Origin of the sequence: uncultured Friedmanniella sp., assembly GCF_964244285.1 — a bacterium.
GTDB lineage: Bacteria > Actinomycetota > Actinomycetes > Propionibacteriales > Propionibacteriaceae > Microlunatus.
Window position 1 is genome coordinate 54,695 of the sequence record NZ_CAXTHT010000004.1, and the last position, 23,649, is coordinate 78,343.

Annotated in this window: 20 protein-coding genes; 8 read left to right on the forward strand and 12 right to left on the reverse strand. The window is 72.3% G+C overall.

Translation table 11 applies throughout. The features are described from left to right. From ACFE7W_RS11520 to ACFE7W_RS11530, 3 genes are all read left to right on the forward strand, one after another. A complete protein-coding gene (locus ACFE7W_RS11520) occupies window positions 1–3,684 on the forward strand; it encodes an efflux RND transporter permease subunit (RefSeq protein WP_375424931.1) in 3,684 nt (1,227 codons plus the stop codon). A gap of 25 nt (window positions 3,685–3,709) precedes the next feature. Then, window positions 3,710–4,555, forward strand: coding sequence for a DUF2306 domain-containing protein (locus tag ACFE7W_RS11525; protein ID WP_375424932.1), 846 nt, complete (start codon window positions 3,710–3,712; stop codon window positions 4,553–4,555). Window positions 4,556–4,631: 76 nt separating this feature from the next. After that, window positions 4,632–4,982: a hypothetical protein gene (locus ACFE7W_RS11530; protein WP_375424933.1), complete on the forward strand. Its 351-nt coding sequence runs from the start codon at window positions 4,632–4,634 to the stop codon at window positions 4,980–4,982. A 36-nt stretch (window positions 4,983–5,018) separates the two neighbouring features. Here the strand turns inward: ACFE7W_RS11530 and ACFE7W_RS11535 are convergent, their stop codons facing one another. The 5 genes from ACFE7W_RS11535 to ACFE7W_RS11555 all read right to left on the reverse strand — a co-directional run bounded on the left by ACFE7W_RS11535 (window position 5,019) and on the right by ACFE7W_RS11555 (window position 9,154). After that, window positions 5,019–5,336 carry a hypothetical protein gene (locus ACFE7W_RS11535; RefSeq protein ID WP_375424934.1) on the reverse strand — a complete coding sequence of 106 codons (318 nt, stop codon included), beginning with the start codon at window positions 5,334–5,336 and terminating at the stop codon, window positions 5,019–5,021. Window positions 5,337–5,459: 123 nt separating this feature from the next. Further along, window positions 5,460–7,841 carry an ATP-binding cassette domain-containing protein gene (locus ACFE7W_RS11540; protein ID WP_375424935.1) on the reverse strand — a complete coding sequence of 794 codons (2,382 nt, stop codon included), beginning with the start codon at window positions 7,839–7,841 and terminating at the stop codon, window positions 5,460–5,462. Further along, entirely contained in the window at window positions 7,838–8,338 is a 501-nt protein-coding gene (locus tag ACFE7W_RS11545) for a pyridoxamine 5'-phosphate oxidase family protein (protein WP_375424936.1), read from the reverse strand. The genes ACFE7W_RS11540 and ACFE7W_RS11545 overlap by 4 nt, the downstream gene beginning before the upstream one ends. Window positions 8,339–8,379: 41 nt before the next feature. Then, entirely contained in the window at window positions 8,380–8,856 is a 477-nt protein-coding gene (locus ACFE7W_RS11550; RefSeq protein ID WP_375424937.1) for a TspO/MBR family protein, read from the reverse strand. Between the two features lie 91 nt (window positions 8,857–8,947). Then, window positions 8,948–9,154, reverse strand: a complete 207-nt coding sequence (locus ACFE7W_RS11555) for a hypothetical protein (protein ID WP_375424938.1) — start codon at window positions 9,152–9,154, stop codon at window positions 8,948–8,950. Between the two features lie 188 nt (window positions 9,155–9,342). On the opposite strand from ACFE7W_RS11555, the gene ACFE7W_RS11560 reads away from it, so the two are divergent. After that, window positions 9,343–10,935 carry a metallophosphoesterase gene (locus ACFE7W_RS11560; RefSeq protein ID WP_375424939.1) on the forward strand — a complete coding sequence of 531 codons (1,593 nt, stop codon included), beginning with the start codon at window positions 9,343–9,345 and terminating at the stop codon, window positions 10,933–10,935. Window positions 10,936–10,950: 15 nt separating this feature from the next. On the opposite strand, the gene ACFE7W_RS11565 is transcribed toward ACFE7W_RS11560, so the two are convergent. Then, window positions 10,951–11,793, reverse strand: coding sequence for an NAD(P)H-binding protein (locus tag ACFE7W_RS11565; RefSeq protein ID WP_375424940.1), 843 nt, complete (start codon window positions 11,791–11,793; stop codon window positions 10,951–10,953). A 132-nt stretch (window positions 11,794–11,925) separates the two neighbouring features. Here ACFE7W_RS11565 and ACFE7W_RS11570 point away from each other — a divergent pair, with 132 nt between their 5' ends. Then, the gene (locus ACFE7W_RS11570) at window positions 11,926–12,690 is read left to right on the forward strand and encodes an SDR family oxidoreductase (protein WP_375424941.1); all 765 of its coding nucleotides are present in this window, start codon (window positions 11,926–11,928) and stop codon (window positions 12,688–12,690) included. Then, entirely contained in the window at window positions 12,690–13,778 is a 1,089-nt protein-coding gene (locus tag ACFE7W_RS11575) for an L-idonate 5-dehydrogenase (RefSeq protein ID WP_375424942.1), read from the forward strand. The genes ACFE7W_RS11570 and ACFE7W_RS11575 overlap by 1 nt, the downstream gene beginning before the upstream one ends. A 4-nt stretch (window positions 13,779–13,782) precedes the next feature. Here the strand turns inward: ACFE7W_RS11575 and ACFE7W_RS11580 are convergent, their stop codons facing one another. From ACFE7W_RS11580 to ACFE7W_RS11590, 3 genes are all read right to left on the reverse strand, one after another. Then, window positions 13,783–14,007, reverse strand: a complete 225-nt coding sequence (locus tag ACFE7W_RS11580; RefSeq protein ID WP_375424943.1) for a hypothetical protein — start codon at window positions 14,005–14,007, stop codon at window positions 13,783–13,785. A gap of 111 nt (window positions 14,008–14,118) precedes the next feature. Then, window positions 14,119–14,904, reverse strand: coding sequence for an SDR family oxidoreductase (locus ACFE7W_RS11585; RefSeq protein WP_375424944.1), 786 nt, complete (start codon window positions 14,902–14,904; stop codon window positions 14,119–14,121). Window positions 14,905–15,082: 178 nt separating this feature from the next. After that, on the reverse strand, window positions 15,083–15,670 hold the full coding sequence (locus ACFE7W_RS11590) for a TetR/AcrR family transcriptional regulator (RefSeq protein ID WP_375424945.1): 588 nt from the start codon (window positions 15,668–15,670) through the stop codon (window positions 15,083–15,085). A 104-nt stretch (window positions 15,671–15,774) separates the two neighbouring features. Here ACFE7W_RS11590 and ACFE7W_RS11595 point away from each other — a divergent pair, with 104 nt between their 5' ends. After that, window positions 15,775–16,716: a ketopantoate reductase family protein gene (locus ACFE7W_RS11595; RefSeq protein WP_375424946.1), complete on the forward strand. Its 942-nt coding sequence runs from the start codon at window positions 15,775–15,777 to the stop codon at window positions 16,714–16,716. A 464-nt stretch (window positions 16,717–17,180) separates the two neighbouring features. Here the strand turns inward: ACFE7W_RS11595 and ACFE7W_RS11600 are convergent, their stop codons facing one another. After that, window positions 17,181–18,044: a YceI family protein gene (locus ACFE7W_RS11600; RefSeq protein WP_375424947.1), complete on the reverse strand. Its 864-nt coding sequence runs from the start codon at window positions 18,042–18,044 to the stop codon at window positions 17,181–17,183. Further along, entirely contained in the window at window positions 18,041–20,554 is a 2,514-nt protein-coding gene (locus tag ACFE7W_RS11605; RefSeq protein ID WP_375424948.1) for an MFS transporter, read from the reverse strand. Before ACFE7W_RS11605 ends, ACFE7W_RS11600 begins: the two co-directional genes overlap by 4 nt. 213 nt (window positions 20,555–20,767) lie before the next feature. On the opposite strand from ACFE7W_RS11605, the gene ACFE7W_RS11610 reads away from it, so the two are divergent. Beyond that, window positions 20,768–21,406, forward strand: a complete 639-nt coding sequence (locus ACFE7W_RS11610; RefSeq protein WP_375424949.1) for a TetR/AcrR family transcriptional regulator — start codon at window positions 20,768–20,770, stop codon at window positions 21,404–21,406. Window positions 21,407–21,413: 7 nt separating this feature from the next. Here ACFE7W_RS11610 and ACFE7W_RS11615 read toward each other — a convergent pair whose 3' ends face one another. Further along, window positions 21,414–23,618: a transglycosylase domain-containing protein gene (locus ACFE7W_RS11615; protein ID WP_375424950.1), complete on the reverse strand. Its 2,205-nt coding sequence runs from the start codon at window positions 23,616–23,618 to the stop codon at window positions 21,414–21,416. Between the last annotated feature and the right edge of the window lie 31 nt (window positions 23,619–23,649).

A 23,649-nucleotide genomic window follows, 5' to 3' on the forward strand; every position in this document is an offset into this window, starting at 1 on the left:
GTGACATCGCTGACCAGACTCAGCCTGGCCAACCGGCTGATCGTCGGGCTCGTGGCTCTGGCCATCCTGGTCTTCGGCGTGCTCTCCACGACCTCGCTGCGCCAGGAGCTGCTGCCCTCCACCCAGGTACCCAGTGCCACGGTGACCGCGGTCTACCCCGGTACGGCTCCCGAGCTGGTGGCTGAGGAGGTGGCCAAACCGCTGGGCCAGGCGCTGGACGGCGTCTCCGGGGTGACGAAGGTCAGCTCGCTCTCGACCAACGGCGTCGCCAACCTGACCGTCGAGTGGACGTACGGACTCGACAGCGACCAGGTCGTCGACGACCTGCGCAGCGCCGCCGACGGCCTGGCCGGTGAGCTTCCCGACGACGTCGACGTCACCGTGACGGCGGGCAGCACCGACGACATCCCCGTGCTCGTGCTCGCCGTCGCCTCCGACGACCCGCTGGCCGGCCTCGCGCGCAAGGTCAACGACATCGCCGTCCCGCAGCTGTCCGGGGTGGAGGGCGTCCGCAGTGTCCAGGTGGCCGGGCAGGACGTGGCCCAGCTGGTCGTCACCCTGAAGCCGGAGCAGCTGCGCACCTACGATCTCAGCGCGGCTGCCGTCACCCAGGCGGTCCAGGCCCAGGCCCTGGTCGTCCCGGCCGGCAACAGCTACCGCGGCGACAACGAGCTGGCCATCCAGGTGGGGCAGACGCCGACCGCGGCCAAGCAGGTCGCCGCCTGGCCGATCCCGGCCCCCGACGGCGCGGTCGAGCTGGGCAGGCTGGCTACCGTCGCCGTCGAGTCCGTCGAAGCGACCAGCCTGGCCCGCTCGGACGGGCGTCCGGCCCTGAGCATCAACGTGCTCAAGGAGAGCGACGCCGACGCCGTCGACGTCTCGCACACCATCCGCGACCTGCTTCCCGGCCTGACGCCCACCCTGGGCACCGCGGCGACGGCGAGCGTCGTCTTCGACCAGGCGCCGTCGATCGAGCAGTCGATCCACGACCTGGCCATCGAGGGTGGCCTCGGCCTCGCCTTCGCGGTGCTGATCATCCTGGTCTTCCTGCTTTCGCTGCGGTCGACGCTGATCACCGCCCTGTCCATCCCGCTGTCGCTGCTGGTCGCGCTGACCGGCCTGAAGCTCGGCGACTACTCGCTCAACATCTTCACCCTGGCCGCGCTGACGGTGGCCGTCGGCCGGGTCGTCGACGACTCGATCGTGGTGATCGAGAACATCAAGCGGCGGGCGCTGTCCGTCGCCGTCCTCACCCCGGCCGACATCGTGGCCTCGGTCCGTGAGGTCGCCGGCGCGGTGACCGCGTCGACGCTGACCACCGTGGCCGTCTTCCTGCCGGTCGCCCTGGTCTCGGGGATCACGGGCGAGCTCTTCAAGCCGTTCTCGATCACCGTGGCCATCGCGCTCGTGGCATCGCTACTGGTCTCGATGACGATCGTCCCGGTGCTCGCCTACTGGCTGATGCGCGGCGGCCGTCGGGGCGCGGTGGCCGGCCGGGCCGCGGACGAGGAGGACCGGATCACCCGGTTGCAGCGGGGCTACCTGCCGCTGCTGCGGGGGGCGCTGCGCCGCCCGCTGCTCACGGTGCTGGCGGCGGTACTGGTCTTTGCGGGCACGATGGCCTCGGCCACCCTGCTCAAGACCGACTTCCTGGCCTCCTTCGCGGACAAGACGACGCTGCAGGTCGACCAGGAGCTCCCGGTCGGGACCCGCCTCAGCACGACCAGCGCCGCCGCGAAGAAGGTCGAGCGGGTGCTCTCGGCCAGCCCCGGCGTCAAGGAGTACCTGACGACGGTCGGCCAGGGCGGGACGAACCGGGCGTCGATGTTCGTCAGCCTGACCGGGGAGGACGCCTACGCGGCCACCAAGGCCGAGCTGGAGTCCGGCTTCGCCGAGCTGTCGGACGCGGGCACGGTGAAGCTCGGCTCGATCAACACCGGCACGAACAACGACCTCAGCTTCGTCGTCACCGGCGACGACGCCGGCGACCTGCGCACTACCGCCACCCGGGTCGAGGACCTGCTGACCGCCACCCCCGGCCTGACCGACGTCAGCAGCGACCTCACGGCCCAGCGACCGCTGCTGCGGGTGCAGGTGAACCGCACCAAGGCGGCCGACCTGGGCTTCACGTCCTCCGAGGTCGGGCAGCTGATCGCCGGCGACCTGACCGGGACCAAGGTCGGGTCGGTGGTGCTGCAGGGGGAGACGCGCGACATCGTCGTCCGGCCGCAGGACGCGCAGCAGGCCAGCCCGAAACAGATCGCCCGGCTCGAGCTCCCGGTCAGCCAGCTGCAGCAGCAGCAGGCCACGGACAGGGCCACCGACCGGCTGAAGAAGAAGCAGGACCGCCTGAAGGCCGAGGGCGAGGACCTGAAGGACGCCAGCGACGAGCTCAGCGACCGGCAGGAGGCCCTCGCCGCCGACCAGAAGGCCGCCGGCGAGGTCCAGCAGGACGAGGCGAACCAGGCCGCCGCCGACCAGCGGGCCGACCTGCGGAAGTCCCGCGCCAGGGCCCAGAAGGCCCTGGCCGCCAGCCGGAAACAGTTGCGGACGCTGCGTCGGAACGCCCCGCCCGCCCCTGCTCAGTCGGCCCCTGCTCCGCCCGCCCCGGGCCAGCCGGCCGACCCCGGCCAGGTCCCGGTCACCCAGGCCCAGCAGCGCTACCTGCAGTACCAGCAGCGGGTGGCCCAGCTCGCCGCCGGCGTGGCCCAGGCCGAGGCCTCGGTCAAGCAGCTGGACGCGCAGGTGGACGCGGGGAACGACCAGGCGACGAAGTCCGCCGACCAGCAGGCGCAGTCGGAGGAGTTCAGCCGGCGGCAGGACGAGCTGACCGCCGAGCAGAAGAAGCTCGGGAAGCAGCAGACCGACCTGACCGACCGGCAGTCCGACCTGGCCGATGACCAGGCCGACATCGCCGACGTCCGGGCTCGGGCGATCCGTGTCTCCGACATCGCCACGGTCAAGGAGACCCTGGCTCCCAGCACGGTCACCGAGATCGACGGCACCCGGGCGGTGACCCTCACCGCCACCCCGCAGACCGACGACCTGGGTGCCCTGACCACGCAGGTGCAGCAGCGGATCGACGCGCTGACCGACGTGCCGCCGGGGGTGAGCATCACGGTGGGCGGGGCGAGCGACGACCAGGCCGAGGCTTTCCGCCAGCTCGGGTTGGCGATGCTGGCGGCGATCGCGATCGTCTTCCTGATCATGGTCGCCACCTTCCGCAGCCTGGTGCAGCCCCTGGTGCTGTTGACCTCGATCCCGTTCGCGGCCACCGGTGCGGTGCTCGGCCTGCTGGTCACCGACACCGCGCTCGGCGTCCCGGCCATGGTCGGCCTGTTGATGCTGATCGGCATCGTGGTCACCAACGCGATCGTGCTGATCGACCTGATCAACCAGCGGCGGGCTCAGGGGGAGGACCTGCAGGCGGCCATCGTGCACGGCGCCCGGCTGCGGCTCAGGCCGATCATCATGACCGCCACGGCGACGATCTGCGCCCTGATCCCGATGGGCCTCGGGCTGACGGGCGGCGGCGCGTTCATCGGCCAGCCGCTCGCGGTGGTGGTGATCGGCGGCCTGGTCACCTCCACCGTCTTGACCCTGCTCCTGGTTCCGGTGCTCTACTCCCTGGTCGAGCGGCGCAGCGAGCGGCGGCGGCTGCGCGCAGCCGAGCAGGCCCACTAGCCTGACGCTGGACAGGAGGGGTGCGGTGACGACGTCGGAACGGCTCTCGTCGGAGACCGTCGCGCCGCGGCCATCGGGTGCCGTGGCCCTGCGCCGGGCGTCGGCGGCGCTGGTCCTCACCGTCTGGGTGAGCCTCACCCTCTTCGGCATCTACATCCTGGCCTACTACGCAGGTGCGATCGGGCGGGCGGACCTGCCTGCCTGGAACGCGGTGCTGCCGCGCCTCTACGAGCACGCGACGCCCGCGGCGACGCTGGCGATCGGGCTGCACTTCTTCGCGGGCGGGGTCATCCTGGTCCTCGGCTGCGTCCAGCTGATCACGCCCCTCCGCGAGCGACACCCGGCCGTCCATCGCGCGTTCGGCCGGGTCTACGTAGTCGCGTCCGGGCTGGCCGGGATCGGCGGACTGGGCTTCATCCTCGTCAAGGGGACCGTCGGCGGGACGGTGATGAGCGTCGGCTTCGGGCTGTACGGGGTGCTGGTGATCCTCTGCGCCGTCCAGGCCTACCGGCACGCGCGGGCGCGACGGATCGACCGGCACCGCGCGTGGGCGCTGCGGCTGTTCGCCCTGGCGCTGGGTTCGTGGCTGTACCGGATGGACTACGGCTTCTGGCTGCTGCTCGTCGGACCGCTCGGCCACACCGAGGACTTCCACGGCCGCTTCGACCAGGTGATGGCGTTCTTCTTCTACCTGCCCAACCTGCTCGTCGTCGAGGCGTTCCTACGGGGTCGGCTGGCAGCGGCGTCGGTAGCCGCCCGACGGCTGGCCACCGGGGTCGTGCTCGGGGCCACCGGCTTCCTGCTGCTCGGTACCTACTTCTTCACCGTCGAGCTGTGGGGGCCGGCGATCCTGTCCAGCCTGACCGGTTGACCTGCCGTCGCGGGCAGCCCGACCCGGGGGCTGGCCGGCCCTTCCGCGAACGGTCCGACGGGAGCATGATCGGCCCATGATCCCGCGCGTCCTGGCTACGGCCGCTGCCCTCTGGGGTGTCGGCTTCCTGCTGGTCTACGTCGCGGTGGTCCGCGGCCAGGGCAGCCAGCCGGCGCAGTGGTTCCTCGCGCTGACCGTCCTCGCCGTCCTCGCGTGGGCCGTTGCCGCCGTCCGGCAGGCGCCGCGCGTCTGGCTGCTCCTCGGGCTGGTCCTCGGGGCCTGCTGCACGCTGGCCGGACTGCTCAGCATCGGTCTGCTGCTGGTGCCGGCCCTCGCCGCCGCCGCTCTGGCCCTCGCTCTGGGGCGCCGGCCGAGCGCCGAGCCCGGCCCTCCACTGCGCGCGGCAGCAGGTTCCGGGCGTCGTTGAGGCTGCTGACGCGCGCGGTTGGTGCGCGGGCCAGGCTCAGGTGGGCCGGATCTGCCCCTCGATGATGCTGGTGGCGCCGGCGGCACGCAGCGAGACGTCCTGCATCCGCTCACCCAGACCCCGGACGAGCTCGGCGTCACCTAGCGGGACGCTCGCGGTGAGGTGCCGGCCGTCGTCCTCGGAGACGGCATCGTGCACCGCGTCAGCCATCTTCTGCCGGGTGCCGGCCGGAAGGTGACCCGGTGCCACGTGGACCTGCGCCCGGGCGTCGTGGGTCTCTTCCGACACCGAGACGGAGGCTCGAGCCAGCACCTCGCCGTTCTCCTCGACCGTGATCTGCTTCTCGTCTGCCATCGGGTGCTCCCTCGGTGCTGGCTGGCGACCGCGGCGCGCCCGTCAGGACCAGCCTGACACCCTGGTGCGGGGTCTGGCTACACCCGCAGGGCGGTGGTCTCGGCGGCCAGGGGCAGCCGACCCTCAGCCGCCGACGTAGTCCGCCAGGTGCTCCCCGGTCAGCGTCGAGCGGGCGGCCACCAGCGAGGCCGGCGTCCCCTCGAAGACGATCCGGCCGCCGTCGTGGCCGGCACCGGGCCCGAGGTCGATGATCCAGTCGGCGTGCGCCATGACGGCCTGGTGGTGCTCGACCACGACCACCGAGAGGCCCGTGTCGACGAGTGAGTCGAGCAGGCTCAGCAGCTGCTCCACGTCGGCGAGGTGCAGGCCGGCGGTCGGCTCGTCGAGGACGAGGACCACGCCCCTCTCCCCGAGATGGGTGGCCAGCTTGAGCCGCTGCCGCTCGCCGCCGGAGAGCGTCGTGAGGGGCTGGCCCAGGCTGAGGTAGCCGAGCCCGACGTCGGCGAGCCGCTCCAGGACCGCCGAGGCGGCCGGCAGCTTCGCCTCACCGGAGCCGAACAGCTCGGCGGCCTGGTCGACCGACATCGCCAGCACCTCGGCGATGTTGCGGCCACCGAAGGTGTGGTCGAGGACCTCGGCCTGGAACCGGAGGCCCTCGCACACCTCGCAGGTGACGGCGACCCCTGCCATCATGCCCAGGTCGGTGTAGATCACCCCGGCTCCGTGGCAGTGGGGGCAGGCGCCTTCGGAGTTGGCGCTGAACAGCGCCGGCTTGACCCCGTTGGCCTTGGCGAACGCCTTGCGGATCGGCTCCAGCAGGCCGGTGTAGGTGGCCGGGTTGCTGCGCCGCGAGCCCTTGATCGGCGCCTGGTCGACCGAGACGACCCCGTCGCGGCCGGCGACGGACCCGCTGACCAGCGAGCTCTTGCCCGAGCCGGCGACGCCGGTGAGCACCACCAGGACGCCGAGCGGGATGTCGACGTCGACGTCGACGAGGTTGTGGGTGCTCGCGCCCCGGACCTCCAGTACCGCCTTCGGCGTCCGGACGGCCGGCTTCAGCGACGCCCGGTCGCCCAGGTGCCGGCCGGTCACCGTGCCACTGCGGCGGAGCCCGCCAACGGTGCCCTCGAAGCAGACGGTGCCGCCGCCCGCACCCGCTCCGGGGCCCAGGTCGACGACGTGGTCGGCGATCTCGATCGTCTCGGGCTTGTGCTCGACGACCAGCACGGTGTTGCCCTTGTCGCGGAGCCGCAGCAGCAGCGCGTTCATCCGCTGGATGTCGTGGGGGTGCAGCCCGACCGTCGGCTCATCGAAGACGTAGGTGACGTCGGTCAGCGACGAGCCCAGCTGGCGGATCATCTTGGTGCGCTGGGCCTCGCCGCCCGACAGCGTGCCGGAGGGCCGCTCCAGCGACAGGTAGCCCAGCCCGATCTCCACGAACGAGTCGAGGGTCGCGGCCAGCGCGGTCAGCAGGGGAGCGACCGACGGCTCGGCCAGTCCACGGACCCAGCCGGCGAGGTCGCTGATCTGCATCGCGGAGGCCTCGGCGATGTTGAGGCCGTCGATCCGGGAGGAGCGCGCGCCCTCGTTCAGCCGCGTGCCGCCGCAGTCGGGGCAGACGGTGAACGTCACCGCCCGTTCGACGAAGGCCCGGATGTGCGGCTGCAGCGCGTCTACGTCCTTGCTGAGCATCGACGCGTTGAGCTTGGGGACCAGGCCCTCGTACGTCAGGTTGATGCCCTCGACCTTGATCTTGGTCGGCTCCCGGTACAGCAGGTCGTCCAGCTGCCGCTTGCTGTACTTCCCGATCGGCAGGTCCGGGTCGAAGAAGCCGGAGCCGCGGTAGATCCGGCCGTACCAGCCCTCCATGCTGTAGCCGGGGATGGTCAGCGCGCCTTCGTTCAGGGACAGGCTCTCGTCGTACAGGGCGGTCAGGTCGATGTCGCTGACCGAGCCCCGCCCCTCGCACCGCGGGCACATGCCGCCGATGACCTGGAAGCTGCGCCGCTCCTTGACGGTCCGGCCGGCCCGCTGCATCCGGACCGCGCCGGCGCCGCTGACCGAGGCCACGTTGAACGAGAACGCCTGCGGTGAGCCGAGGTGTGGCTGGCCGAGCCGACTGAACAGGATCCGGAGCATCGCCCCGGTGTCGGTGGCGGTGCCCACGGTCGAGCGCGGGTCGGAGCCCATCCGCTGCTGGTCCACGATGATGGCCGTCGTCAGGCCTTCCAGCACGTCGACCTCGGGCCGGGCCTGGGTGGGCATGAAGCCCTGGACGAAGGCGCTGTAGGTCTCGTTGATCAGGCGCTGCGACTCCGCCGCGATGGTGCCGAAGACCAGCGAGCTCTTGCCCGAACCGGAGACGCCAGTGAACGCGGTCAGCCGGCGTTTGGGGATCTCGAGGCTGACGTCCTTCAGGTTGTTCACCCGGGCACCCAGCACCCGGATCAGGTCGTGGTGGTCAGCGTGGGAGCCGCCGACGGTCTCGGGCTCAGCGGTCGTCATCGGGTCTCCTTCTCGTCCAGCCAGCGGCCGTCGCGCATCAGCGTCCGGCCCGTGATCTCGTTCGCCTCGCGCCAGGCCTGGACGCGGACGGGACGCAGCACCAGGAAGAGGTGGCCGGGGCTCGAGCGCGGGTCCCAGTCGGCCTGCTGCGCGTAGGCCTCGCCCAGCGCGACGTCGTCGGCGACCGGCACCGTCCGGTCCAGGTGAGCGTCGAGCAGCACCACGTCGCGGGTCGGGCCGACGCCCAGGCGGGCGCGGCCCGTGGTGATGAGGTTGCGGGCGGTCAGTGAGGTGCGCTCGACCGCCACGACCGCTCGACCGTCCACCCAGGCCAGCGACAGCGGGACCAGGTGCGGCGCCCCGGTCGCCGAGGCGGTGGCCACCCAGACGTCGACGGCCGGGGTGGCCAGCATCGCCCTGGTGTCCGCCAGCCGGGCGCTCGCGTCCCGCGGCGCAGGAGCCTGCACGGGGGCGGACACGGCGTCGGGGCTGCTCACCCCCTCGATGCTGCCATGAGCCGCGGACACTCGGACGGGGGTCAGCGGTTGCGGCGCCAGATCGCGGCGCTGAGGACGGTGGCGAAACTGCACCAGGCGGCGTAGACCGACAGCGAGCCGGCGGCGGCAGGGGTCGCGGCCGAGGCCCGGCGGGCCAGGTCGACGCTGCTGGCCGCCAGCACCCCGGCCACCGCCACGGCCGGCACCAGCTGGTGGCCCTTGAAGAACACCCAGCTCCACGAGGCGTTGAGGACCAGGTTCACCGCGAGAGCCCGGCGGTAGGCGTCCGCGGCGGCCGGGTCGGTGCGCCCCAGCCGGTCCAGGACCACGGCGGACGTGGCCGCGATGTCGGTGTACAGGACCGACCAGACGATCCCGAAGACCGGTCCGGGCGGCTGGATCGCCGGTCTGCGCAGGGCGAGGTACCACGGGCTGCGGACGTCGCGGCTCGCCACCGAGCCGACGACGGCGGTGCCGAGAACGCCGGCGACGCTGCCCAGGGTGTCCTTCGTGGTCATTGACGGTCCTCTCGCGGGTCTTTGGGTTGACGTGAGCCGCGACTACCCGGTCCACGTCTACCCGATCCTCCCGCGACGGCCCGGAGACAGCTCAGAAGCCGCTGCCGGCGTAGTCCTCGCCGGCCGGTTCGTCACGGTGCGCACCGTCGGGATCGTTCGTGGTGCCCTCGGCGTACTCGTCCTCGGCGACGGCCTCCGAACCCAGCGACGGGTCGGCCGGGGGCGGTGGTACGGGCACCTCGGCCAGCTCGTCGTCATCCATCGCCCGCGGGTCGCGGGGCGTCTCTGCGTCGGTCATCGGAACCTCCTCGTGCTCATCGACTGCGGCCACCCGTTCGGCGGCGACCACACCTCACGCTCTCAGGCTCGCGACGAGGACGCCCGGCAGGGTCGGAGAGAACCACCAGGCTCGCGTCGGGAGGCATTCACCAGCTGTTCACGGCCAGGCGGTGTCGGGCCGCCCGGCCGGGTGGTCGAGTGGGCCGCATGAGCGAAAGCGACACCACCCTTTTCGAGTCCCACCTCAGGCGGCGGACGCTGCTGGCCTCCGGCGCCGCCGGCGTCGCTGCCGTCACCGTCGGCGCCCATCCGGCACAGGCGGAGGTCCGGACCAGGCCCCACCCGGGCCACGCGGCCGCGGCCGCGCCGCCCGTGGACGGCCTGCACCTGCAGTTCGGCGCCGACGCCTCCGCCGAGGCCGTGGTCTCCTGGCACACGCTGCAGCCGGTGACCCGCGCCCGGGTGCTGCTGGGGACCGAGCGCGGCTACCGGCGCAGCGTGGCGGCGGTGACCCGCACCTACACCGACGCCAAGTCAGGGCAGCAGGTCCATGCCCACCACGCCCGGCTGCGGGGCCTGTCCGAGGCCTCGGACTACCTCTTCCTCGCCGTGCACGACGGCGCCCAGGCGGAGGCGGGGTCCCTGCGGACGGCACCGCGCGGCCGCACGGCCGGGTTCACCTTCACCAGCTTCGGCGACCAGGGCACTCCGACTGTCGGGAAGAAGTACGTGCCGCCGGCCGGCGTCGAGCTGGCCAGCCCGCCCTGGGTGAACGACAACCTCGGGTCGCCGGCCGCGGGGGACACCACCGCCGGGGTCGAGCGGGTGCAGCCGCTGTTCCACCTCTTCAACGGTGACCTCTGCTACGCCAACCTGGCCGAGGACCGGGTGCGGACCTGGTGGGACTTCTGGACCAACAACAGCCGCAGCGCCCGGCACCGGCCCTGGATGCCGTCCGCCGGCAACCACGAGAACGAGCTGGGCAACGGGCCGATCGGCTACGCCGCCTACCAGACCTACTTCGAGGTGCCGCCGGCTCCGGGCCAGACCGAGACCACGGCCGGGCTCTGGTACTCCTTCACCGTCGGCGCCGTCCGCGTCATCTCGCTGGCCAACGACGACGTCACCTACCAGGACGGCGGGAACTCCTACGTCCGCGGCTACTCCGGCGGCGCGCAGCGTGCCTGGCTGGAGAATGAGCTGCGGACGGCCCGCGAGGACCGGCGGATCGACTGGGTGGTGGTCTGCATGCACCAGGTCGCCATCAGCACCGCCGACAAGTTCAACGGCGCCGACCTCGGCATCCGGCAGGAGTGGCTGCCGCTGTTCGACCGCTACGGCGTCGACCTGGTGGTGTGCGGCCACGAGCACCACTACGAGCGCTCGCACCCGCTCCGCGGCCACGAGGACAACCCGACGCTGACCCCGCGGCCGGCCGCGACCGGCACCGAGGTGATCGACACCACACGCGGGACCGTGCACATGATCATCGGCGGGGGCGGGACGTCGGCCCCCTCCAACCAGCTCTTCTTCACCCCACCGGCCTGCCGCGTGATCACCGCCGTGGGCCCGCCCGACCCGACCACGGGCAAGCGGCCCCCGGTCTACGTCCAGGAACCAGCCCCCTGGTCGGCGGTCCGCAACGCCGCCAACGCCTACGGCTTTGCGGCCTTCACGGTCGACCCCGGCCACCGCGGCGGCCACACCACGATGACGGTCACCTACTACGACGTCACCGGCCTGGGCGGCGCGCTGTCGGCCTTCGAGTCCTTCGAGCTGCGCCGGCCGCGCCGGGACTGATCTGGACCCGACGTCTCAGGCGCCGACGAACTCCTGGCGGTGCTGCTCGACCCAGCTCGCGAAGGTACGGGGGGAGCGGCCGGTCACGTCCTCGACCGCGGGCAGCACTAGGCCGTCGCGGGCCCCGACCGTCGCGGCCATCAGGCTCAGCAGCGCGTCAGCCAGGCCTTCGCTCATCCAGGGACTGCGCAGCAGGTCGGTCCGGGCCTGCTCGCGGGTCAGCTCGTCGAACCTCAGCTCGCGGCCGATGGCGCGGGAGATGACGGCCATCCGGTCGACCTGGCTGAGCGGGTCCGGCCCGGACAGCTCGTAGGCACGGCCGGCGTGCCGCCCGGGGTCGAGCAGGGCGGCGACCGTCACGGCGGCGATGTCGTCCTCGTGGATCGGCGCCGTCACCGAGTCCGGGTAGGGCTGCCGGACCACGCCCTCGGCCCGGATCAGGGGTGCCCACTGCCGGGTGTTGGTCATGAACATGCCGGGCCGCACGAAGGTCCAGGTCATCGTGGACGCCGCCACGGCCTGCTCGACGTCGAGGTGGCGCCGGCTCAACGGCCCGTGCTCGTCGCTGTCCGCCGCCAGCGAGGACAGCACCGTGACGTGCCGTACGCCCGCCGCCTCGGCGCCCGCGACGACGCCGGCCACCCGGTCGGGCACGGGGAAGAGGTGCATGGCGGTGACGTCGCGGAACACCTCCGCCGACAGACCAGCCGTCAGGTCCCCGGCGACGGCCTCGACCCCGTCTGGCCAGGCCGTCTGCTCCGGGCGGCGGCTGACGGCCCGGACGGGCGCGCCCGCGGAGACCAGCTGCTCGACGATCTGCCGGCCCACGTTCCCCGTGGCTCCCGTGACCAGGATCATCTGCGGCCCCTTCTCGATGGCTGGCGGCACCTGGGCACCGCCGTCGGTGCTGTCTCACGGTAGCCCTCCTGACCCGCACCGGCCCAGGCGTGCGGCGGAGGACCGGCCGGCGTGGGCCGATACCGTGCGCTGGTGAACCTCTTCGACCTGACCGGACGGACCGCCCTGGTCACCGGCTCCAGCCGCGGCATCGGGTACGCCCTGGCCCAGGGGCTGCTCGAGGCCGGTGCCCGCGTCGTCGTCCACGGTCGCGACGCTGCCGCAGCCGAGGTGGCGGCGGCCGGGCTGCGCGAGCGGACCGGCGGTGAGGTGCTGGTCGAGACCTTCGACGTGACCGACCCGACCGCCGTGGACGCCGGGGTGGGCCGGGTGGAGGAGGCGTGGGGCCCGCCCGACATCGCCGTCAACAACGCCGGCATCCAGCGGCGGGCGGCGTTCCTGGACTTTCCCGTCGAGCACTGGCACGACCTGGTGGCGACCAACCTGACGAGTGCGTTCCTGGTCGGCCAGCGCGTGGCCCGCGGGATGGTTGGGCGGGGGAGCGGCAAGATCATCAACGTCGGATCGGTGCAGAGCCGGCTGGCCCGGCCCGGCATCACGCCCTACAGCGCGACCAAGGGCGGCATCGTGATGCTCACCCAGGGCATGTGCGCCGACCTCGGGCCCCACGGGATCCAGGCCAACGCCCTGGCGCCCGGCTACTTCGCCACCGAGCTCACCGCAGCCCTGGTCGAGGACGAGACCTTCAGCGCCTGGGTCGCCCAGCGGACGCCCGCCGGTCGCTGGGGCCGGGTGGAGGAGCTGGTGGGCGCCCTGGTGTTCCTGGCCTCCTCGGCGTCGGACTACGTCAACGGTCAGGTCGTCTACGTCGACGGCGGCATGACGGCGGTGGTCTGATGAGCGCCCCGCCCCCCACCACGCTGCCCGCCACCACCCTGCCGAGCAGCTCGCCCGCCGTGGTGGTGCACGCGCGCGGCGACCTGAGGATCGACGACCGACCGCTGGTCCCGCCGGGACCGCAGGATGCGGTGGTCGAGGTCGCGTACGGCGGCATCTGCGGCTCCGACCTGCACTACTGGACCCACGGCGCGGCGGGGGAGTCGATCCTGCGGGCACCGATGGTGCTGGGGCATGAGGTCGTCGGAACGGTGGCCCAAGCCGCCGCCGACGGCTCCGGCCCGACGGTCGGCACTCCGGTGGCGGTGCATCCGGCGTCCCCGGCCGCGGACGGGGTCACCCGCTACCCGCCGGACCGCCCCAACCTGTCGCCGGGCTGCACCTACCTGGGCAGCGCCGCCCGCTACCCCCACACCAACGGCGCCTTCGCCCGCTACTCGACCCTGCCCAGCCGGATGCTGCGACCGCTGCCGGCCGGGCTCGACCTGCGGACCGCCGCCGTTGTCGAGCCCGCCTCGGTGGCCTGGCACGCAGTCTCGCGGGCGGGGGAGGTGGCCGGCCGGACGGCTCTGGTGGTCGGTGCCGGACCCATCGGCGCCCTGGCCGTCGCCGTGCTCAAGCGGGCTGGGGCCGCGGAGATCGTGGCCGTCGACCTGCACGACCACGCGCTGCGGGTGGCCGCGGAGCTGGGCGCGACCCGAACGCTGAACGCTCGCGAGGCCGATGCCGTCGCCGCGGTGCAGGCGGACGTGGTGATCGAGTCCAGCGGCAGCCACCAGGGTCTGGGCAGCGCGATCCGCGGGGCCGTCCGGGGCGGCCGACTGGTGATGGTCGGGCTGCTGCCCACTGGTGACCAGCCCGTGCCGATGTCACTGGCCATCACGCGGGAGCTCGAGCTGGTCGGCGCCTTCCGCTTCAACGACGAGATCGACGAGGTCATCGCCGCGCTGGCCGACGGCAGCCTGGCCGTCGGTCCGGTGGTGACCCACGAGTACGGCCTGGACGACGCCCTCGACGCGTTCGCGACGGCCAGGGACGCGTCCTGCTCGTCGAAGGTGCTGTTGCGGTTCGGACCCGGACCCCGCTGAGGGCTCAGCCGCGCAGCAGCTGCTCGTACCTGCGGTCCAGGTCGGCGCTCTCCCGTCGGGCGGTGCGGGCGATCGAGCCGCGACGGAGCAGGGCGTAGCCGGGCCCCTCGGCGGAGGTGAAGGCCCAGATGGTGCCGGCCGCAGCCAGCAGCAGGCCGATGACGAGGACGAGGCCGAGCAGGAAGTCGAGCACGGGGATCTCCAACGCAGACGAGGGTCGGGCGGGCATCATCGCCTCGTGGGGTGTTCGGAGGCCTCGCTCCGGAGGCTCGCCCGACCAGGATGACAGGTCGAGATGACGCCAGGATGACGGTTTCCGGACGAGATCCAGGTGGCCCGGTCAGGCGCCGAGGGTGGACCAGCCGCCGTCGGAGGCGATGACCTGACCGGTGACCCACTCGGCCTCGTCGCTGACCAGCCAGCCGACGAGGCGGGCGGTGTCCTGCGGGGTGCTCGCCCGTCCGCCCGGGTTCCGGCCGGCCACCTGCGCCCAGGCGGCGGCGTCGGCGTAGCCCGTGTCGTTGGGTCCGGGGTTGACGCAGTTGACCGTGATGCCGCGACCGATGAGGTGCGCGGCGAGCGTGGGCGTCAGCTCGCGGAGGGCAGCCTTGGAGGCGATGTAGGGCAGCTCGGCGGGCATCACGCCGTGGTACTGGCCGGAGGTGAAGACGATGACCCGGCCGCCGCGACCCGCCTCGAACTGGGCGGCGTGCTCCTGCACCAGCAGCAGCGTGGCCCGGGTGTTGACGGCGTAGGTGAGGTCGACCTCCGCGGCCGTCAGCTCCTCGAGCGACTGCCGGATGCTGCGGGCGTGGTTGGCGATCACGATGTCCAGCCGGCCGAAAGCATCGCGGGCCGCGGCCACGAGCCGCGCCGGCGTGTCGGGGTGGGCCAGGTCCTCGCTGACGTGGACGAGGCGGCCGCCGGCGGCGCGCAGCTCCTCCACCAGCTGGTCGGTGCCGCCGGGGTCGGACCGGTCGCCGTCAGCCGGCGCCCAGGAGTGCACCAGGACCGCGGCGCCGTCCGCGGCGAGGCGGCGGACGATCGCCGCCCCGATGGCGGATCGGCGGCTGGCGCCCGTCACCAGCGCGACCCGACCAGCCAGCGGTGCGTCGTGGAGCGTCACCGCTGAAACCTAGCTGGGCCGCCCGCCGGTCATGCTGTGGCTCTGCGGGCGCAGCCTCGACGACGTCGGCGGCGCACCCCGGCTCCTGACACCGTCGGCACTCGAGCGGTTCACGAGCAGCCTGTCGACCGGAGCTGATCGCGCTCACTCGCCTCCACACGACACCGCCAGCCGACCGTCATGCGGTACCACGTGGGCCGACCGCCTCTCGGCGTAGGCCGTCGAGCACGAGGGTGATGGCGTTGTCGGCGTCGCCTTGGGAGCCCGGGTCACCGCAGGCCGTGCAGATGCCCTGCAGGAGCATCAGGACGGCGCCGGCGCTGGCGTCGTCGCGGAAGGTGCCTTCCTCGACACCGGCGGCCAGCAGGTCGGCGATCACCTGGTCCAGGTCCCGGCCGCCCTCGGCACGGGTGTCCGGACGTGCGCTCATCAGGGCCCCGAGCGTCCTGGCGAGACCGTGATGGCTATGCAGGTGGCTGACGAAGCCCTGGAGGAAGGCCGTCAGCGCCTCTGCCGCGGGAAGGGTGGCCAGCAGGACGCGGCCACGGCTGCACAGGGCGGTGACTTCTTCGCGGTAGACCGCCTCGGCCAGTGCCGCACGGGTGGGGAAGTGGCGGTAGAGCGTGCCTGTGCCCACACCGGCCAGCCGGGCGAAGTCGTCGAACCGCAGGTCGAAGCAGCCATCGGCGAACAGCTCGCGAGCCTTCGCGAGCAGAGCGTCACGGTTGCGCTGAGCGTCCGCGCGCAGCGGCTTCCGGGTGGTCAACCAACACCATCCTTTGACAAGTGGAGGTTGTCTCCATATCTTGGAACTGGAGGTCGTCTCCGATTCTAGACGACCCGGGTTGTCGGGCCGGAAGGTGTGGGGACGTGAAGATCCTGATGTTCGGCAGAGGCGTGATCGCCGTGACGTACGGATGGGCGCTGGAGAAGGCCGGGCACGAGGTCGAGTTCTACGTCCGTCCAGGTCGAGCGGCGGAGTACGGAACGGCGATCGACCTCGAGCTGCTCGACGCGCGGCGCCGGCTGCGAGGGCGACGCGTCAGCGAGAAGTGGCCGGTGAGCTACCGCGAGTCGCTGGAGCCGGACCACGACTTCGACCTGGTCATCGTGAGCGTTCAGCACTACAGCTTCGCCGAGGCCGCGTCCTTCCTGGCGCCGCGTGTCGGTCGCGCCACCGTGCTCGTGTTCAACAACCTCCTGGTCGAGCCAGCAGTCGCGGTCGAGGCCCTGCCTGCCGGCCAGGTGGCCTGGGGCTTCCCCGGCGCCGGTGGCGGGTTCGCCGACGACGGAGTGCTGCGAGCCGCCCTGCTCCCGGTCGTCTTCTTCGGCACCCTCGGTGCAGCACCGACGGACCGCGCGCACGCGGTGCGGACCGTGTTCCGCGAGGCCGGGTTCAGGATCCGGGAGACCACTGACTTCCGTGGCTGGCTGATGATCCACTTCGTGGGCAACGCAGGCTTGCACACGCAGAGCCTGCGGCTGGGCTCGCTCGCCGGGCTGACGGGCAGACCGCACGACGTGCGCGAAGCGATCCTCGCCACCCGCGAGCTGCTGCACCTCGTCGAGGCACGAGGAGTCGACCTGCGGCGACATCGCAGCGACGTGCTGCCGTTCACGGCGCCGGCCTGGCTGACCGCACCGGCGCTGGCCTGGTTGTTCGGTCACTTTCCGCCGATGCGCGTCGTGATGCAGTCGCACGCCAACCCCGAGGAGCTGCGCGCAGTCTGCCGCGACACGCTGGCCGACGCGCGCCGCCTGGACGTGTCGGTGCCGCGTCTGGAGGCGGCCGAGCCCTACTTCACGGCCTAGAGGGGGGCGGCGTCTCCGGCCCTCGCCGGCGATCCAATTGTCATAATGTCGCTTATCGGACAACGGCTGAGACCTGGCCCAGGTGGGGGCAAGGCCCGCTAGGCGGGCTGACCGACGTCGTGGGTTCCGTCGGCACAGAGGTCGGCCGGGCCGTCTCGGCCCAGGACACCGCCGCGGGTCAGCTCCGCGCCTACATCGAAGGCGTTGTGGCCCTCATCGCCAGCCACCGCAGCGCCATGCGGGCGCCGCTCCAGATCGTGCTGGCCGGTCTCGTCGTCTCCACGGTGGTGTCGGCGCTTCGCTCGTCGTCGGCGCTGCTGCACCGTCGACGGGTCAGCGCCTCCTCCCTCGACGTCACGGTGATGCTGCTCTGCCGGGTGCACGACCCGCGCTCCCCGCTGCGTCGCGCCCGCCGCGGCGGCCGAGGCCTGCTGAGGTCAGCCCAGCCCGGCGTTCGCCGGCGCTCAGCTCTGCAGGACAGCCTCGAGGTCGATGGTCACCCGGAGCGTGGTGCCGAAGACGGCGATCCCCGCGCCGACGGCCTGGTTCCAGTTCAGGTGGAAGTCCTGACGGCGGAGCTCGGTGGTGGCGGAGAACGCCGCGCGGCTCCCGCCCCACGGGTCGGGGCCGCTGCCGAGGTAGCTCAGCTGCAGCTCCACCGGCCGGGTCGTGCCCACCAGGGTGAGCCGCCCGGGCAGCAGCCAGCCGCCGGCGCCGCGCTCGACCCGGTCGGACTCGAACCGCAGCGTCGGGTGCCGTTCGATGTCCAGGAAGTCCGGCGAGCGCAGGTGCGCATCCCGCTGGGCGTTGCCGGTCTCGATCGAAGACGCCACGATGTCCACCGACACCGAGGACCGGGTCACGTCGGCGTCCACGGCGATCGCGCCGACGAACTCGGTGAACCGGCCGGTCACCGTGGCCAGGCCGAGGTGGTGGGCCCGGGCGCTGATGGTCGAGTGGGCGGTGTCGAGCACGTACGTCCCGGGAGCGGGCACCGCGGTGCCACCGGTACGGGTCAACCGGAGGTCGCCGGCCGACCAGGACGATGCGGCGGGCACCACGACGCTGAGGGCCTTCGGGTCGTGCGCGGCCGCGGCGACGAGCAGGGTGCCGGGGCCGGCGCCCAGACCTTCCAGGATGAAGCGGCCGTCGTCCCCGGCCACCGCCCGGGCCCGCTGGCGGCCCTCGCCGTCCAGCACGGTCAGGGTCGCGCCGGCCACCGGCCAGCCCTCCGGGGTCAGCACCCGGCCGTGGGCGGTCGTGCTGACGGGTGCTCCCCCGTCCGCCCCGGTCACGACGTGCGTCCCGGTCTGCCGCTGCCCGCTCACCGCTGATCCGCGAGCACGGCCGCGGGCGCCTCGGGCATGGTCATCGGAAGGCCGAGCTCGACCTGCAGAGCCGAGACGGCGTCCTCCTCCACCATGACCTCCACCGCGGTCGGCGCGTAGCCGGCAGCGATCAGGGTGTAGCGGCCGGCGCCGAGGTCGTCGAAGAGGTAGTCGCCCTCCTCGCCGGTGCTGGTGGCGGCGACCACCTGACCCTCGCTGTCGATCAGGGTGACCGTGGCCTCCCGGACGGCGCGGGAGTCGCTGGCCGCGACGACCGTACCGGTGAGCCGGCCGCCGCCCGTGAGGGCCAGGTCGAAGGCGACGGCCCCCGACTCGGTGACGTCGACACTGCGGGCGAGCGGGCGGTGGTCGCTGCTCTGGGCCGTCAGCACGTAGCTGCCGGCGGTGAGCCGCTCGAAGCTGTAGCCGCCGTCGGTCCCGCTGCGGCTGGATCCGACGACCTCACCGGTCACGTCGGTCAGGGTGACGAGGGCGTCCGGCACGCCGACCGTCCCGTCGGTGTACGGGTCGTGACGCAGCACCCGGCCGGTGATGGCCGAGCGGCCGACCAGGGTGACGTCGCGGTTCACGGGCTGGTCACCCACCGCGACCAGGCTGGCCGTCGGGGCGACGTGCGCGGCGGCGACGATGAGCAGGAAGGTGCCACCGTGGGTCAGCGGCAGCCGGTAGCGGCCGTCGTCGTCGCTGACCGTACGGCCGACCTGCTGGCCGGACTGGTCGGCCAGGGTGACCTGCGCGCCGGGCAGCGGACGGGTCGCGCTCTGCCGCACGACGCCGGTGACGGCGAGAGCGACTGGGGTGGGCGTCGCCGCCAGCTCCGGCTCGCTCGTCGGCTCGAGGTCCTGCGGCTGGCTCGCCGCGTCCTCCAGCACCGCGTGCCGCGGCGTGGGCTGGGCGCGACGGCCCGCGTGCTCGGTCGGCTGGCGGTCGGTCTGCTGCTCGACGGCGACGGCCTGGTCGCGGCCCCGCAGCCGGGTCTCCTTGAGGAACAGGGTGATCACGAACGCGATCAGCGCGAACGGCGCTGACACCAGGAAGACGTCGGCGATCGAGGAGCCGTAGGCGGCCTGGACGATGCCACGGACGGGCTCGGGGATGGTCGAGAGGTTGGGCACGCTGCCGCCGCTCAGGGCGCCGCCGGCGGACGTGATCCCGGCTGCGGCCAGGCCGTCGGCCAGGTGGGTGACGAGGCGGTGGGAGAGCAGGGCGCCGAGGGCAGACACACCGATCGCCCCACCGAGGGAGCGGGCGAAGGCGACGAACGAGCTGGCTGCACCCAGGTCCTGCGGCGCGACGATGTTCTGCACGGCGAGCACCAGGTTCTGCAGCAGCATGCCCACACCGGCTCCGACGAGGAACATGTAGGGCGCGACGACCCAGTAGTTGGTGTCGAAGGCGATGGTGGCCAGCAAGCCCAGACCGGCCGTCATGATCAGGCTGCCGATCAGTACCCAGACCTTCCACCGGCCGGTGCGGCTGATGATCTGGCCGGAGACGGTGGTGGCGATGAACAGGCCGGCGATCAGCGGGATGGTCTTGACCCCGCTCATGGTCGGGGTCTCGCCGCGGGCCAGCTGGAAGTACTGGCTGAGGAAGACGGTGGAGCCGAAGAGGGCCACACCGACGAAGAGAGCGGCCAGCGCGGAGAGCAGGATCGTGCGGTTGCGGAAGAAGCGCGGCGGGATGATGGGCTCGGGGGCGATCTGCTCGGCCAGGGCGGTGAGCGCCAGCAGCGCGATGCCGCCGCCGACCAGCAGCCAGGTCTGCCAGGACCACCAGTCGAACCGCTGGCCGGCGAGGGAGACCCAGATGAGCAGCGAGGAGACGCCAGCGGCGAGCAGAATCGAGCCGAGGTAGTCGATGTGCACCTTGCGCTTGACCACCGGCAGCTTCAGCTTCCACTGCAGCATGATGAAGGCCAGGACGGCGAACGGGACGCCGACGTAGAAGCACCAGTGCCAGGACAGGTGCTCGGTCAGGGCGCCGCCGATCAGCGGGCCGCCCACCGTGGCCAGGGCGAACGTCGCGCCGAGGTAGCCGGAGTACTTCCCCCGCTCGCGCGGGGCGATCATCGTCGCCATGATCACCTGGGCGAGGGCGGTCAGCCCGCCACCGCCGATGCCCTGGACGACGCGCATCGAGATCAGCATGGTCATGTTCTGCGAGAGCCCGGCCACCGCCGAGGCCACCACGAAGAGCACCAGGGCGATCTGGACCAGCAGCTTCTTGGAGAACAGGTCGGCGAGCTTGCCCCAGATGGGGGTCGAGACGGTCGTGGCCAGCAGTGCCGCGACGACGACCCAGGTGTAGCCCGACTCGCTGCCACCGAGGTCCGGCACGATGATCGGCAGGGCGTTCGAGACGACCGTCGAGGACAGGATGGCCACGAACATGCCCAGCAGCAGGCCGTAGAGGGCCTCCATGATCTGCCGGTGGCTCATGGCCGGGTGCTGGTCCACGTCCGGTGGTACGAGGGTGGCGGTGCTCATCGGTTCCTTCGGGGTCGGGCGAACGAGTCGTCCAGCAGGCGGCGAGAAGTCACCACATGCGACGTCCGCACCGGTTCCCGACAATGGGAAGCGAAGCGGACGATTGGACTCCGGTTACACTAGCATAGTTACGCTATCAACCATCGATGGTGGGTCGCCGACCCCGCGGGAGCGTGCGGTGGCGAGGCCGCCGCGGAAGGAGAGGCTGGAGCGGTGCCACCACCGACGACGGACTGCCTCCGGGCCGACGCTCGCCGCAACCGTGACCAGATCATGGACGCGGCAGCCCGGGCCTTCGCCGACGTGGGGTCGGACGTGCCCATGGACGAAATCGCCCGACGCGCCGGCGTGGGGGTCGGGACGCTCTACCGCCGCTTCGCCGACCGGGAGTCGCTCGTGGTGGCGGTGGTGCGGAGCAGTCTCGACGCCCTGCTGCAGAAGATCCGGGCCGCCGCCGAGGACGAGCCGCGGGCCTGGGGTGCGCTGGTCCAGAGCATGAGCTTCTCCCACGAGTTGCGGCTGACCCTCCCCCGGACGGCGGACCTGCCCCCGGCACTCGCCGCGGCCGTGCGGGCCGACGCCGGCACGGCCCGGCTGCGCGCCGAGCTGACCGAGCTGGTCGAACGCCTGGTCGCCGCGGCCCAGCAGGAGGGCAGCCTGCGCGCCGACGTCGGGCCGGGGGACGTCACCCACCTGTTCGCGCTGGTCTACCGGTCGGCCCCGACGAGGGCGGAGGACCCGGACGACATCGTCACCAGCCGCGCGCTCGCCGTCATCCTCGACGGCCTGACCACCGGCGGAAACACCGACCTACCCGGACGGCCCCTCGAGACCGGTGACCTGCGGGGCTGACCTGCCGTCAGCGCCGGCCGAAGCCGTTGTCGGGGCCGGCGTCGCGCCCGAAGCCCTCGCGGGAGCGGGGATCCTGCGCTTCGGCTCCCCGCACCAGGGCGGCCGACGGTGGGCCGAACGCCGTCGCCGGCTGGCCGGCGAGGTAGGACTCCATCGCCGGCTTCCAGATCTCCTGGCCCGAGTCGCCACTGCCCGAGCCCTCGAGGGTCAGCCCGGTCGAGGGCACGGTGTAGCCCTTGACCCCGGTCGGACGGTAGCCGGCCTTGTCCTTCACGAACGGCTGCTGCTCGTTGTCCACCGAGATCATCGCTGCGCCCGAGGCCTCGGGGGTGTAGCCGACGAACCAGACCGCCGCGTTGCTGTCGATGGTCCCGGTCTTGCCCGCCTGGGGCCGGCCGTCGGCGGTGGCGGCCCGGGCGCCCGTGCCGTCGGTCATCACGCTGGAGAGCAGCGAGTTCATGGTGTTCGCGACCTCGGTGCTGAGCACCCGGGTGCAGCCGGCGTCGGGGACGGCGAGGCTCTCGCCGCTGCTGGTCGTCACCTTGTCGAGGATGACCGGCGAGCAGTGCATGCCGCCGGAGGCGAAGGTCGCGTACGCGGTGGCCATGGACAGCGGGCTGACCTCGGCGGTCCCGAGGGTGAAGGACGGCTTGTCGTCGTAGCTGCTGATCGGCGCGTCCGGCGTGCTGCTGACGACGCCGACCTTCTCGGCCATCTGGGTGACGTCGCACATGCCGACCTCCAACGCGAGCTGGACGAAGTAGGTGTTGACCGAGTGCTCGGCGGCGGTCGTCATGTCCATCACGCCGTTGGTGCCGGTGGAGTTGCTGACGGTGAAGTCCCCGCCCACCTGGGTGGTCCCGCTGCAACTCTCGAAGGAGGCGCCCGAGAAGTCCATCGTCTCCTTGGCGTCGTAGCGCTGGGACAACGGGAGGCCCTGCTCGAGGGCGGCCGCCGCCGTGAACGCCTTGAACGTCGAGCCGGCCTGGAAGCCCTGGTTGCCGCCCATGTCGGGTGCGACCGAGTAGTTCCAGTAGGTCTCCCCCGCCTTGGTGTTCGAGCCCATCTCGGGCCGGCTCTGCGCCATGGCGAGGATCCGGCCGGTGCCCGGCTCGACCATGTCCATCGCCGAGATCAGCGGGTCCGTCGGCCCGACCACCCGGCTGACGGCCTGCTGCGTGGCGTCCTGGGTCTTCGGGTCGATGGCCGTGTCGATCGTCAGGCCGCCCTGCTCCAGGGCCGCCTTGCGCGCCTTCGCCGAGGCGCCGAGGCTCGGGGTCGCCAGGAGGGTCTTCTGCACGTAGTCGCACAGGAACGGGTAGTCACTCGGCTGGCAGCCGTTGGGGACGCCCGTCACGTCGGCCTTGTCGAAGCCGGTCTTCTTCGCCTTCGTCACGTTCGCGGCCGAGGCGGTCTTCAGCTCGGCCATCCGCGCCAGCACCACGTCGCGGCGCTGCAGCGCGCCGCTCGGGTTGGTGACCGGGTCCAGGCCGCCCGGGTTCTGGACCAGGCCGGCCAGCATGGCCGCCTGGGGCAGGGTGAGCTTGGCGGCCGTCGTGTCGAAGTAGTGCTCCGCGGCCGCCTCGACGCCGTACGCGCCGTCGCCGTAGTAGGCGATGTTGAGGTAGCGCTCGAGGATCTGGTCCTTGCTCAGCGACTTCTCCACCGAGATGGCGTACCGGAGCTCCCGGATCTTGCGGGTGTAGGTGCTCGCCTGCGCGTCCTGGACCGCCTGGGCGTTCCCGGTCCGCTTGGCCGCCTCGACCTGGACCATCTTCACGTACTGCTGGGTGATGCTGGAGCCGCCCTGGGTGGCGCCGTCGGACGCCGAGTTGCGCAGGAACGCCCGCAGGGTGCCGATCAGGTCGATCGGCCCGTGCTCGTAGAAGCGGTGGTCCTCGATCGAGACGATGGCCTGCTGCATGACCGGGGCGATCTTGTCCAGGCTCACGTAGACCCGGTTCTCGGTGTAGAAGTAGGCCAGCACGTCCCCGTTGGCGTCCAGCACCTGCGACCGCTGGGACTGGCTCTGGGCGCCGAGGTCGAGCGGCAGGCTGCTGAGGTTGTCGGCCGCCCGCCGCGAGGCCCAGGCGGCCGCCCCGAGTCCCGGTAGGGTCAGCCCGACGACCAGCAGGCCGGCCAGCACGCTCACCAGGGTGAAGGTGACAGCGGAGGCCCGACGGCCGAGCGGGGGTCGAGACGACGAGGGCATCGATCCAGGGTAGAAGTCCCAACCGGCGGAA

Coding starts and splice junctions, on each gene's coding strand:
- ACFE7W_RS11530 (WP_375424933.1), top strand. CDS start 4,632: ATGATCCCGCGCGTCCTGGCTACGGCCGCTGCCCTCTGGGGTGTCGGC.
- ACFE7W_RS11535 (WP_375424934.1), bottom strand. CDS start 5,336: ATGGCAGACGAGAAGCAGATCACGGTCGAGGAGAACGGCGAGGTGCTG.
- ACFE7W_RS11540 (WP_375424935.1), bottom strand. CDS start 7,841: ATGACGACCGCTGAGCCCGAGACCGTCGGCGGCTCCCACGCTGACCAC.
- ACFE7W_RS11550 (WP_375424937.1), bottom strand. CDS start 8,856: ATGACCACGAAGGACACCCTGGGCAGCGTCGCCGGCGTTCTCGGCACC.
- ACFE7W_RS11555 (WP_375424938.1), bottom strand. CDS start 9,154: ATGACCGACGCAGAGACGCCCCGCGACCCGCGGGCGATGGATGACGAC.
- ACFE7W_RS11560 (WP_375424939.1), top strand. CDS start 9,343: ATGAGCGAAAGCGACACCACCCTTTTCGAGTCCCACCTCAGGCGGCGG.
- ACFE7W_RS11565 (WP_375424940.1), bottom strand. CDS start 11,793: ATGATCCTGGTCACGGGAGCCACGGGGAACGTGGGCCGGCAGATCGTC.
- ACFE7W_RS11575 (WP_375424942.1), top strand. CDS start 12,690: ATGAGCGCCCCGCCCCCCACCACGCTGCCCGCCACCACCCTGCCGAGC.
- ACFE7W_RS11580 (WP_375424943.1), bottom strand. CDS start 14,007: ATGCCCGCCCGACCCTCGTCTGCGTTGGAGATCCCCGTGCTCGACTTC.
- ACFE7W_RS11605 (WP_375424948.1), bottom strand. CDS start 20,554: ATGAGCACCGCCACCCTCGTACCACCGGACGTGGACCAGCACCCGGCC.
- ACFE7W_RS11615 (WP_375424950.1), bottom strand. CDS start 23,618: ATGCCCTCGTCGTCTCGACCCCCGCTCGGCCGTCGGGCCTCCGCTGTC.